Raw genomic sequence first — 12973 nt, 5'->3', positions numbered from 1 at the left:
GCTAAATACAATATTCAATTACTAACAAACCATAACTTTATTGTAACAAAACTTAATACCGATCGTCTAGTTTAATATAACCACCAAAAATAATCACAATTGGAAACCATTCTAACTTTGAAGAATCTTACCAAAAGATTCGGATCAATAACAGCTGTCAATGATCTTTCCTTCACTATTAAGAAAGGAAATGTATACGGTATTCTAGGCCCTAATGGAAGCGGTAAATCGACTACTCTAGGAATTGTTCTTAATGTTGTCAATAGGACTTCTGGAGACTTTACCTGGTTTGACGGATCTACTTCTACACACGAAGCACTTAAAAAAGTAGGAGCAATTATAGAGCGTCCTAATTTTTATCCATATATGACAGCTGCTCAAAATCTAAAATTGGTTTGTCAGATTAAAGATGTCCCTACAGATAAAATCGAAGAAAAGTTAGAACTTGTTGGTCTTTTAGACAGGAAAGACAGTAAATTTAGAACCTTTTCTTTAGGAATGAAACAGCGGTTAGCAATCGCATCTGCTTTGCTTAATGACCCAGAAATTCTTATTCTTGACGAGCCTACAAATGGTTTAGATCCTCAAGGAATTCATCAAATAAGAGAGATTATTAAAGTAATTGCTTCACAAGGAACCACTATTCTTTTAGCTTCTCACCTTTTAGATGAAGTAGAAAAAGTATGCAGCCATGTGGTCATCATCCGAAAAGGAGTAAAACTATATTCTGGACCGGTAGATGAAATGAATGCAAGTCATGGTTTCTTTGAATTAAATAGTAATCAAAATAGCATATTAAAGAAGTGGTTATCTGAACAGAGCACTTTTGGTAATATTAAAGAAGAAGATGGTAAACTAATCGCTTTTTTGAATAATGAATTAGATGCCGAAAGTCTGAACAAGCAGTTATATGATGCTGGTATTACGCTTACACATCTTGTAAAGCGTAAAGAAAGCTTAGAAGAACAGTTCTTACAATTAACCAACAACTTAAACTAAAGCCATGTTACGATTACTCAATATAGAATTTCAAAAATTACGATATAATAAGTCAGCAAAAGTATTAACCATTACCTATTTTGTTCTAATACTGCTTATTTCTCTCATAGCATCTTATGAATTCAGTTTTGGAGGAGTAAACTTTAGATTAGCGGATCAAGGGATATTTAATTTCCCATATATATGGCACGTAAACTCTTGGATCGCTGCCTGGCTAAAACTTTTTCTTGCTATTGTTATTGTATCCATTATGGCTAATGAATATTCCAATAGAACATTAAAACAAAACCTAATAGATGGTTTAAGTAAAAAAGAATTTCTAGCCTCTAAGTTTCTTACAGTTGTAGTTTTTTCTTTAATATCTACTATTTTCTTATTCGTAGTATCATTAATTCTAGGATTAGTATTTTCTGATTATAATGAGGTTTCGATTATATTTTCTGATTTAGAATTTATTTTGGCATACTTTATAAAACTAGTTGGATTCTTTTCTTTCTGTATGTTTTTAGGAATACTTATTAAGCGTTCTGCTTTCGCTCTTGGTTTTTTGATTTTTTGGCAACTTATCGAGGGTGCTTTTAGATTGTTCTCTGGTTTAATTAAGTGGAAGTTTGATTCTGACATTATAGATAAAATCATTCCATTCTTGCCTTTAGACAGTATGTCTAATCTAATTAATGAACCAGTAACTCGATTAAATGTTATACAATCTGCTGCTAACCAACTTGGAGAAAACTTCCAAAGAGACTATGCTGTACACTGGTATGAGATATTAATTGTGTTAATCTGGATTGCAATATTTGTTAGACTTTCATATTATCTTCTTAAAAAGAGAGATTTATAATATCTTTGAGTTTTTGCAAATCAACTCATGAAACACATATCGTTCATCTTTTTCCTTTTATTAGGAGCTTCAGTATTTTCGCAAGGAGAAGCTAATAACTGGTATTTTGGACAAAATGCGGGAGTCAACTTTAGTACTACACCTCCTACTCCACTTACAGATGGTAGGATAAGTACTTTGGAAGGATGTACAACAATATCTGATGCTACTGGAAATCTTCTTTTTTATACAGATGGTTCAACTATTTACACACGGAATCACGGGATAATGTTAAATGGAGAAGATCTAAGAGGAGATACTTCGAGTACTTCATCTGCATTGATTGTTCCACAACCAAATACGCCTAATATTTATATTGTTTTTACTGTAGATGAGCCCCATCATTTTAATGCAGATGGGGATTCCAACACCAATGATGGAGATGGAGTAAATGATGGACTATTATATTCGGTAGTAGATATGTCGTTAGATGGAGGAAATGGGGCTGTAATTTCTGGTCAAAAAAATCTTCCGCTAATAACGTATGATACTTCTGATTCTTTAGAAAGCTTATACAGATGTTCAGAAAAAATAACAGCGGTAAAAAGTGACGATTGTGATTCTTTTTGGGTAATTACTCATTTTATTGATACCTATTATGCATTTAGTGTTGATCAAACAGGTGTTAACACTACTCCCGTTACATCACAGGTTGGAGTTACTGTTCCTATTTCTGGATACCGTCGTAATGCATTAGGTTACCTAAAAGCCTCTCCAGAAGGTGATAAATTAGCTGTAGTTCATTTTGGATTAACTACCGTAACTGGAGGTGATGGCCCTGGTAAAGTACTGTTTTATGATTTTGATAACAATACAGGAACTGTAAGTAATGAGATAGAATTATATAATGGTGATGCGCCTTACGGTATTGAATTTTCACAAAGTGGTCAACGTTTATATACTACAGTTGGTATTGGAGACGGAGGATTTGGCAATGGTTTTCTTATGCAATTCGATCTTACATTACCCGACAACCAAATCGCCGCTAGTGGCACTCGAATTTTAAATGAAAATGGGCAAGACAATTCTAATTTTAGTGCAGGAGCATTACAATTAGGACCAGATGGTAGGATCTACAGAGCCTTATATGATTTTGATTCGGGAACTGGAAATTATCTTGGAGTTATTGAAAACCCAGAAGAATTAGCAATAAATATCAACTATAGTGATAGAGGGTTATTAGTTAACACAGATGGAAGAAGAGGATCCAGAATAGGCCTTCCTCCTTTTATCCAATCTATTTTTGCCCAGTCAATTGATATCATAAATAATGGTGATGTAAATAATGTAAACCTTTTACTTTGTGAAGGAGACACATTTAGACTTGAATATCAAGATATCTCTACAGCCACATATACTTGGTATATCAATGATGTAGCAGTCACAAATACTCCTTATTTTCTAGACATTACAACCACAGGAAATTATAGATTAGAAGTTGATCTAAATGATGGAAGTTGCCCTTTAATTGGTGTTGCTAATGTGACATTTTTTGAAGTTCCTACCATTCAAAACACACCAATGAATGAAATCATCTGTGATGATAATAATGATGGGGTAACAAGTTTAGATCTCTCTATTTATAACTCTTCGATTCTCGGAATGCAGGATCCTAGTCAGTTTCAAATTCGTTATTTTAGATCGATTGCCGATGCTGATGCTGATATAAATGAAATATCTGGAAATTTCGTAACAGAAAACAACCCGCAAACTATTGCCATTAGAATTGAGAATATAGAAAATATAGTCTGCTATAATACATCTAGTTTTCAGGTACAGATTTTTGATGGACCCACAGCTTTTAATACTAATCCAATAGTTGCATGTGATAATGCAGATGATGGAGATGATACTAATGGATTAATCACATATGATTTAACAACAATCAATGCTGATATATACGATAGCCAAAATATTTCTGATTTTACTATTAGTTATCACACATCGCAAATTGATGCCGATAATAATACAAACCCATTTCCCGATCCCCGAAACGCAATATTATCAAGTACAATGACTTCTATATTCGGAAGACTTGAAAACAACCTTAATACTTCCTGCTTTGATACTGTAGAAATTCCTATTACTATTAATGTATTACCAGTTGCTAATAATTCTTCTATTTCACAATGCGATGAATATCTGAATACAAATGATGGAATAACATCATTTAATTTAAATCAAGCAATAAATCAAATTACTGGAGGATCAACTGATCGTTCAGTATTATTTTTTGAAAATTTAATAGATGCTCAAGCTGGATCTCCTTTTATATCAAATACCAGTACATATATAAATACTAGTGCTAATCAACAACTATCAGTAAGAGTAATAGATGATCTAACTGGTTGTTTTAGAATCGCAACATTGGATTTACTCGTAAGCACTACATCAGCTAGTGATGCTGTTTTAGCAGTTTGTGATGATGATGGTATAGAAGACGGTTTTAGAGAATTTGACCTTATGCTCGCAAATCCTCAAATTCTTTTAGGAATTACGAGTCCTAACCTTTCTGTTTCTTATTATGAAACTAGCGAAAATGCACTCAGTGAAACGAATGAAATTATATTATATACTAATATAACTTCAGGAACTCAAGGACAAGACATTGTATATGCAAGAGTAGAAGATAATCTAAATAACTGTTATGGTATTAATCAAGTGCGACTATTTGTTAATCCCTTACCGGATATTGAGGAATTAGGAGAAGCCTTTTTATGCGAGGGAGACAACGTCATTATCAGCTCTGGATTACAATCCGGAAACTCCAACAACTTTGATTACTTATGGTCTCCAAATGGTGAAACTACAGAAAGTATTAGTGTTTCTCAGGAAGGAGTATATACTGTTTCGGTTATGGATCAAATTACTGGATGTTCTAAAGATAGAATGATTACTGTTACAAATTCTTCTCCGGCTACTATTATACAACCTATAGAAATTAATGATGCTTCAGACAATAACACCATAATTATAAACACTTCAGGTACTGGTGATTATGAATACTCAATTGCTTTTAATAACGCTAATATTAGAACATATCAGGATAGTCCAGTGTTTACGAACGTACCTCCAGGATTCCATACAGTATATGTAAGGGATAAAAATGGTTGCGGACCAGAAGCTACCCAAGATATTTCTGTCGTTGGGTTTCCTAAATATTTTACACCAAACGGAGATGGTTTTCACGAAACATGGAATGTAAAAGGGATATCCGCTCAGGTACTTGGAAATTCTATCATTTACATTTTTGATAGAAGCGGAAAATTATTAAAACAGTTAGTCCCATCTGGTAATGGCTGGGATGGAACTTATAGCGGTACGTTAATGCCTTCTAGTGAATATTGGTTTCGTGTAGAATTAAGTGACGGAAGAATTCGAAAAGGAAGTTTTTCTTTGATAAGGTAATACACCTACACGCCTTTTCTTCTTCTATAAAGCTATGGTATATTATTAGTATATTCGTGGCCTAACAGAGATTGTAGATGGTAAAAGAATTACACTTCACTTTATTACTTTTTATTTTATGCTTTAACGGATATACTCAAAATGAGCCTACAGATTGTATCAATAGCATTATAGTATGTGGAAATACAAATTTAGAGCTTAATTCGAATGGAGTTGGTACTAATGATTTTGCTTTACCCGGTAATTTCCCTCCAGATTGCGCATTTGCGGAAAGTCAAAGCTTATGGATTAAAGTTGATATCGTACAGTCAGGGACTTTAGCATTTACCATAACGCCAGAATCTAGCAATGCTGGTGAAGATTATGATTTTGCTGTTTACGGTCCTAATGTTACCTGTAGTACACTCGGAACCTCTATTAGATGTTCATCTACCAATCCCACAGCGGCTGGCGTATCAACTTTAACAGGTCTTAATGACACAGAAACAGAAACTAGTGAAGGTCCTGGGGGTGAAGGAAACGGATTTGTGCGATCTATCGATGCTCTTGCCGGAGAAGAATACTATATACTCATCGACAATTTTTCTCAAAATGGTGGTTTTGATCTAGAGTTCACAGGAACGGCACAACTACCCGATAGTCCACAAAATGATTCAGGTACTTCTACTAATTTAGATCTTACAGAATGTGATATAATTACCGACACTAACGATGGAATGACAAATTTTGATTTAGAAAGTAACACTTCTGCTATTCTTGGCTCTCAAATCAATACCATTGTTACTTATCACGCTTCTGAAGAAGATGCAAGTCTAGGAAATGGAGCATTAACCAGTCCTTATCTCAGTACTCAAAACAACCAAACTATTTATGTGAGAATCGAAAATACAGTCACAGAATGCTTTGTGGTAGATACGTTTATTTTAATAACAGATCCCGGCCCACCAATTATTACTCCTACTCCATTTATAGTATGTGATACCGATGATGATGGCGATGATACTAACGGATTTGTTTCTTTCTTATTAAACAATAAGGATTCAGAAATTCTTAATGGATTAAACCCTACTGATTACACATTAACCTATCATATATCTCAATCTGACGCTGATACTGGAGCTAATATTATTGATAAAACAACACCTTATACGAACATCTCTAATCCACAAACAATTTTTGTCAGAGTTCAAGAAAATGCTTCTTTACTTTGTTTAAGTACTATCAATTTTGAATTGCGAGTTAATCCTCTTCCAATTGCTAACGCTTCTAACCTTGTACAATGTGATGAATATAATGATCCAACAGACGGTATAACGTTATTCAATCTTAATCAAGCAATTGATCAAATTACTGGAAGTGGTACAGACAGAACTATTACATTTTTTGAAGATCTTACCGCTGCTAACATGGGAGCACCTTCAATTATGAATATAGATACTTATCAGAATTCTTCGACAAACCAACAATTATTTGTTCGTGTTACTGATGACAATAATAATTGTTTTAGAATTTCAACATTAGACCTTCAAGTAAGTATTACTTCTGCAAGTAATGCTTCTTTAACTATATGTGATGATGATGGTATTGAAGATGGTTTCAGAGAGTTTGATTTAACGCTTGCCAATGCTCAAGTACTTTTTAACATTAATAACCCTAATTTATCTGTAGCCTATTATCAAAATATTAATGATGCTCTTAGTGAAACTAATTCTGTAACCTCATATACTAATATTACTGCCGGAACACAAGGAATAGACATTGTATATGCCCGTGTAGAAGACAACTTAAATCAATGTTATGGTATAAATCAAGTAGCACTTTTTGTGAATTCATTACCAGATATTGAAGAACAGGAAGATGTTATTTTATGTCAAAATGAAAATATAATTGTTGATGCTGGTTTACAAACCGGCTCTAATTCCAATGATTTTGATTATTTATGGTCTACCGGAGAAACTTCTGAAACAACTAATGTAACACAAGACGGAGTTTATGAAGTTATTGTTACTAATCAAATTACAGGATGTTCTAAAAACAGAATAGTAAATGTTGCACTCTCTGGTCCTGCTATTATTATAGATCCAATTGAAATAAATGATGCATCTGATACTAATGCGGTTACTATAAATGTATCTGGACCTGGCGATTATGAATATGCTATTGTATATAACAACGCTAATATCAGAACTTATCAAGATAGTTCTACATTTATCGACGTACCGCCAGGCTTTCATACGGTATATGTGAGGGATAAAAATGGATGTCAGCCAGAAACTACGCAAGATATTTCGGTTGTTGGATTCCCTAAATATTTCACTCCTAATGGAGATGGTTTTCATGAAACTTGGAATATAGGAGGTATTTCATCTCAAGTTTTAGGTAATTCTATCATTTATATTTTTGATCGAAGTGGAAAATTATTGAAGCAATTAGTTCCCTCAGGAAATGGATGGGATGGAACTTATGGAGGAACTTTAATGCCTTCCAGTGAATATTGGTATCGAGTAGAACTCAGTGATGGAAGAATTCGAAAAGGTAGCTTTTCATTAATACGATAAACTTTCCCTAAAACTTCGTTTCTCCTTAAAGAATCATATGAGTATTCTGTATCTTTATTCAGAAAAGATAGTTATACATAATGAAGTTCGAACTCAAGTCAGATTTTAAACCAACAGGTGATCAACCTGGAGCTATAAAGCAACTTGTTAATGCTCTAGAAGCAGGAGAAAGATATCAAACTCTTTTAGGAGTAACAGGTTCTGGTAAAACATTTACTGCTGCCAATGTTATTTCTGAAGTACAACGTCCTACTTTAGTCTTAGCTCATAATAAAACATTAGCAGCTCAATTATATTCTGAGTTTAAACAGTTTTTTCCAGAAAATGCAATAGAGTATTTTGTATCCTATTATGACTACTATCAACCAGAAGCATATATCCCAACGACGGGTACTTATATTGAAAAAGATTTATCGATCAACGATGAAATCGAAAAACTACGATTAAGTGCTACTTCTTCTCTACTCTCTGGACGAAGAGACGTACTAGTTGTAGCTTCCGTTTCTTGTTTATATGGTATTGGTAATCCTGTTGAATTTCAAAAAAATGTAATCTCCATACAACAAGGACAGTTTGTATCAAGAACAGCGTTATTACATAAATTAGTACAAAGCTTATATTCTAGAACCGAAGGAGAATTTAATCACGGTAACTTTAGAATTAAAGGAGATACCGTAGACATTTATCCAAGTTATGCAGATGATGCATTTAGAGTTCATTTTTTTGGAGATGAAATAGAAGAAATCGAAGCCTTTGATATACAAACAAATGAGGTTATTGAAAAATATGACCGCTTGAATATATATCCCGCCAATATGTTTGTAACTTCTCCTGATATATTAAATGGAGCTATCGATCAAATAGCTTTGGATTTAGGTAAACAAGTAGAATACTTTAAAGAAATAGGAAAGTTTCTTGAAGCCAAAAGATTAGAAGAACGCACCAATTTTGATTTAGAAATGATCAAGGAATTAGGATATTGTTCGGGAATCGAAAACTATTCACGTTATCTAGATGGTCGAGAACCAGGAACGAGGCCTTTCTGTTTATTAGATTATTTTCCAGATGATTATTTGATGATTGTGGATGAAAGTCATGTAACTATCCCGCAGACACATGCCATGTATGGAGGAGATAGATCCAGAAAAGAAAATCTAGTAGAATTTGGTTTTAGACTTCCTGCCGCTATGGATAATCGACCATTAAAATTTGAAGAATTTGAAGCACTTCAGAATCAGATAATCTATATCAGTGCTACACCTGCTGATTACGAATTACAAAAAAGTGAAGGAACATACGTAGAACAAATCATCAGACCAACAGGATTATTGGACCCTATAATAGAAGTACGTCCAAGTCTTAATCAAATCGATGATTTAATTGAAGAAATGCATAAACGCATCGAAAAAGATGAGCGTATTTTGGTTACCACACTTACCAAACGAATGGCAGAAGAGTTAACAAAATATCTTACCAGAATTGATATTCGTTGTAGATATATCCATAGTGATGTAGATACGTTAGAACGTGTAGAAATTATGCAGGATTTACGAAAAGGGCTGTTTGATGTTTTGATTGGTGTAAACCTATTACGTGAAGGTTTAGATCTTCCAGAGGTTTCATTAGTAGCTATTTTGGATGCAGATAAAGAAGGTTTTTTACGTAATAATAGATCACTAACTCAGACAATAGGTCGAGCCGCTAGAAATGTTAATGGGCTAGCTATCATGTATGCTGATAAGATTACAAAAAGTATGCAAGACACCATCGATCAAACTAATTATCGTAGGGAAAAACAAATTGCATACAATACAAAACATGGTATCACTCCTACAGCAATAAAAAAATCACTAGATAATGCGCTCGCTGGTAAAAAAGTAGAGCCATATCAATTCGAAACTGCTCCATCATTACAAGCTGCAGAAGAAGAAACAGCTTATTATACAAAAGAACAATTAGAAACTCGAATTCGTAATGTTCGTAAAGAAATGGAAAAAGCTGCTAAGGAATTAGATTTTATGACTGCTGCTAGATTAAGAGATGAAATAAAGATGTTACAAGCTAAAGTTCAGGATCAAAAAGTATAATGTATTTGCAGGTATAGTTGGAATTAAGTTTCTACCATTGGTTTATACGACATCTTAAAAAATAAAACTAAAAACAATATGGTTTCAATTGAAAAATTCATAGAAAATATTCCTAAAACAGAATTGCATTTACACATCGAAGGAACTTTTGAACCCGAATTAATGTTTGAAATTGCAAAAAGAAATCAAAAGAAGATTCCTTTTAATTCTGTCGCAGAATTAAAAAGTGCCTATAAGTTTAATAATCTACAAGAATTTCTGGACATCTATTATGCTGGAGCCAATGTATTAATTAAAGAACAGGATTTTTATGATCTCACCTGGGCTTATCTTACTAAAGTACACGAACAGAATGTAGTACACGTAGAGATATTTTTTGATCCTCAAACTCATACAGATCGTGGGGTTTCTTTTGATACAGTTATCAAAGGAATTCATTCCGCTCTTGAAGATGGAAAAGAAAGACTAGGTATCACATATAAATTAATTATGTCTTTTCTAAGGCATTTAGACGAAGCTTCTGCTTTTAAAACTCTAGAACAATCTTTGCCCTATAAGGATTGGATTAGTGGCGTTGGATTGGATTCCTCAGAAGTTGGTAATCCTCCATCAAAATTTGAAGAAGTATTCAAAAAATCTCGAAAAGAAGGATTTCTTACCGTAGCACATGCTGGAGAAGAAGGTCCAGCAACATATATTTGGGAAGCATTAGAATTATTACAAGTTACACGAATTGATCATGGTAATCGTTGTTTAGAAGATAACAAATTGGTAAAACAGTTAGCTTCTTCACAAATGCCATTAACCTTATGTCCACTCTCTAATTTAGAATTAAAAGTAGTTTCTAATTTAAAGGAACATCCAATAGTCAAAATGATGGCCGAGAATTTACTCGTTACTGTAAATTCTGATGATCCTGCTTATTTTGGAGGATATATGAATGAAAACTACATAGGCATTGCAAATGCTTTGGACCTTTCTAAAGAACAAATCGCAGAGCTAGTAAAAAATAGTTTCATAGCAAGCTGGTTACCTAAGCAAGAAAAAGAAAAAAGAATATTAGAGATTGATCAATATTTGACTAAAAACTCATGAGTTTAAATCCATTTCAACTGTTTAACAAATGGTATGTAAAAGAACTTGATACCAGCACTTCTAGTTTACCTTCGGCTTGTTGCATCTCTACTATTGGACTCGATGGATATCCTAATGCACGATTTGTATCATTAAAAGAAGTCAGAGATGAAACCTTTATTATTACTGGCCCGCTCCAATCTAGAAAAGGATTAGAAATCGAAAAATCGTCTAAAATAGCAATTACTTTTTGGTGGGAAACTACTCAAAGACAAATACGTATCCAAGGTAATGCCACTAAAATTACTGATGATGAAGCTGCTACTTATTTTGACCTAAGAACAAAAGACTCTAAAATTATATCTATTATTAGTAAACAAGGGGATACTACTAAAAATATCGATACCCTAAAACAAAAATTTTCTGAAGCTGAATCTACATATGAAAGTAAAAATATCTTGAAACCCAAAAATTGGGGAGGATATGCTATCCAACCAATTAGAATAGAGTTTATGGAGTTTAAAAAAAGTAGATTTCACCAAAGAACTCTTTTTCAATTAAGCAATAAGGAATGGACAACGACCATATTGCAACCGTAACTAAAAATAGACATATAATATTTGACAATAATATTAGTCTATAATAGAATCATAAATAAAAAGTGTAAACATAATATTTTTGCAATTACTGATACCTATCTAAAAAAGAATGAATAAAATTCAGCATATAGAAAATGAAATTTCTAAATTAAGAAGTCAATTACAGAATCATCAACTCTATGAAAAATTAAAAACTGTAGATGATATTAAAACCTTTATGGAAAATCATGTGTTTGCCGTTTGGGATTTTATGTCACTTTTAAAAAGTCTTCAAATAAAACTAACAAATGTTCAAATTCCCTGGATACCATCAAAAAACCCAACACTTTCCAGGTTTATAAATGAGATTGTTCATGGGGAAGAAAGTGATATAAATGAAATTGGAGAACCTAAGAGTCACTTTGAAATGTATTTGGATGCAATGAAACAGATTAAAGCTGATACAAATGAAATTAACAATTTTATAAAAAAGATTGAATCAGGACATTCTGTTTTATACGCATTGAATGAAATCAACATTGACAAAAGAGTTACAGATTTTGTAAAATTCTCATTCTCCATTATTCACACCGATAAGCCTCATCTTGTTGCTTCTGCTTTTACATTTGGTCGAGAAGATCTTATCCCAGACATGTTTATAGAAATACTAAAACAGTCTGATTCTGAAAACAAAACGTACAATAAACTTAAATACTATCTTGAACGACATATCGAACTTGATGGCGATGAACATGGGCCTCTATCCCTTCAAATGGTAGAAGAACTATGTGGAACAGATGAGCAAAAATGGAATGAAACATTACTAGTGGCAAAACAATCTCTAGAAAAAAGAATCTCACTTTGGGATGCTATAAGTGATTTAATTACTCAAGAAAAACCTGTTTATACAATTTGAGAAATGGAGATCATACTTGCAAAAGGTAAAAACAGAAATATGCTGACTTGTGTAAGAGAAGATGGAACCTCTACCTCTGTAAATCTTGGTCCAGATATTCCAAATCATGATATAGCTCATTATGTCATTGAAAAAAGATTCAATTTAAGAGATGGGTTTTATGGGAAAGTAAAATCAGGAATGACCATAGAAACATTATCTGATAAAAACGTAATTAAAAATTTAGGCCCAGAAACCTGGTTATCCGAAATTATGGCTAGAAACTTACAGTCAATAGGTTCTGGAGCTGCAAAAACTAAAGAATTCATTGAATTAATAAACTGGGAAGCTGAAAAAATTGATGGAATTAAAATCCCAAAAATGAATCTAACAGATATTGAAAAAATAAAAGAAGATTTTGATCAACTCTGCAAAGAATGGGATTTAATCCCTGAGAACGGCGAATTAAAACTTACATTTAAATAAAAATT

Annotated in this window: 9 protein-coding genes; all 9 read left to right on the top strand. The window is 33.0% G+C overall.

Annotation, left to right across the window (positions count from 1 at the left end):
- Positions 1-99: 99 nt before the first annotated feature.
- The 9 genes from BMY33_RS11230 (at position 100) to BMY33_RS11190 (ending at position 12968) form a co-directional block, all read left to right on the top strand.
- Complete coding sequence (locus tag BMY33_RS11230; protein WP_091408378.1) at positions 100-999, top strand: ABC transporter ATP-binding protein; 900 nt, start codon at positions 100-102, stop codon at positions 997-999.
- Positions 1000-1003: 4 nt separating this feature from the next.
- Positions 1004-1843, top strand: coding sequence for an ABC transporter permease (locus BMY33_RS11225; protein WP_091408376.1), 840 nt, complete (start codon positions 1004-1006; stop codon positions 1841-1843).
- 27 nt (positions 1844-1870) lie between these two features.
- The gene (locus BMY33_RS11220; protein WP_091408374.1) at positions 1871-5290 is read left to right on the top strand and encodes a T9SS type B sorting domain-containing protein; all 3420 of its coding nucleotides are present in this window, start codon (positions 1871-1873) and stop codon (positions 5288-5290) included.
- 77 nt (positions 5291-5367) lie between these two features.
- Positions 5368-7848 carry a T9SS type B sorting domain-containing protein gene (locus BMY33_RS11215; RefSeq protein WP_091408372.1) on the top strand — a complete coding sequence of 827 codons (2481 nt, stop codon included), beginning with the start codon at positions 5368-5370 and terminating at the stop codon, positions 7846-7848.
- An 80-nt stretch (positions 7849-7928) separates the two neighbouring features.
- Positions 7929-9935, top strand: coding sequence for an excinuclease ABC subunit UvrB (gene uvrB, locus BMY33_RS11210; RefSeq protein ID WP_091408369.1), 2007 nt, complete (start codon positions 7929-7931; stop codon positions 9933-9935).
- 78 nt (positions 9936-10013) lie between these two features.
- On the top strand, positions 10014-11030 hold the full coding sequence (locus BMY33_RS11205) for an adenosine deaminase (protein WP_091408366.1): 1017 nt from the start codon (positions 10014-10016) through the stop codon (positions 11028-11030).
- Positions 11027-11608, top strand: a complete 582-nt coding sequence (locus BMY33_RS11200; RefSeq protein WP_091408363.1) for a pyridoxine/pyridoxamine 5'-phosphate oxidase — start codon at positions 11027-11029, stop codon at positions 11606-11608. The genes BMY33_RS11205 and BMY33_RS11200 overlap by 4 nt, the downstream gene beginning before the upstream one ends.
- Before the next feature lie 109 nt (positions 11609-11717).
- Positions 11718-12503 (top strand): DUF3050 domain-containing protein, encoded by a 786-nt coding sequence (locus tag BMY33_RS11195; protein WP_091408361.1) that lies wholly within the window; start codon positions 11718-11720, stop codon positions 12501-12503.
- A 3-nt stretch (positions 12504-12506) separates the two neighbouring features.
- Complete coding sequence (locus BMY33_RS11190; RefSeq protein WP_091408359.1) at positions 12507-12968, top strand: hypothetical protein; 462 nt, start codon at positions 12507-12509, stop codon at positions 12966-12968.
- Positions 12969-12973: the final 5 nt, after the last annotated feature.

It is taken from the genome of Aquimarina amphilecti (assembly GCF_900109375.1).
GTDB lineage: Bacteria > Bacteroidota > Bacteroidia > Flavobacteriales > Flavobacteriaceae > Aquimarina > Aquimarina amphilecti.
This window is presented reverse-complemented; position numbering and strand designations above follow the sequence as displayed.

Bases quoted from the DNA above. Each gene is read 5' to 3' on its own strand.
- BMY33_RS11200 (WP_091408363.1), top strand. From the start codon at position 11,027: ATGAGTTTAAATCCATTTCAACTGTTTAACAAATGGTATGTAAAAGAA.
- BMY33_RS11190 (WP_091408359.1), top strand. From the start codon at position 12,507: ATGGAGATCATACTTGCAAAAGGTAAAAACAGAAATATGCTGACTTGT.
- BMY33_RS11195 (WP_091408361.1), top strand. From the start codon at position 11,718: ATGAATAAAATTCAGCATATAGAAAATGAAATTTCTAAATTAAGAAGT.
- uvrB (WP_091408369.1), top strand. From the start codon at position 7,929: ATGAAGTTCGAACTCAAGTCAGATTTTAAACCAACAGGTGATCAACCT.
- BMY33_RS11225 (WP_091408376.1), top strand. From the start codon at position 1,004: ATGTTACGATTACTCAATATAGAATTTCAAAAATTACGATATAATAAG.
- BMY33_RS11205 (WP_091408366.1), top strand. From the start codon at position 10,014: ATGGTTTCAATTGAAAAATTCATAGAAAATATTCCTAAAACAGAATTG.
- BMY33_RS11220 (WP_091408374.1), top strand. From the start codon at position 1,871: ATGAAACACATATCGTTCATCTTTTTCCTTTTATTAGGAGCTTCAGTA.
- BMY33_RS11215 (WP_091408372.1), top strand. From the start codon at position 5,368: ATGGTAAAAGAATTACACTTCACTTTATTACTTTTTATTTTATGCTTT.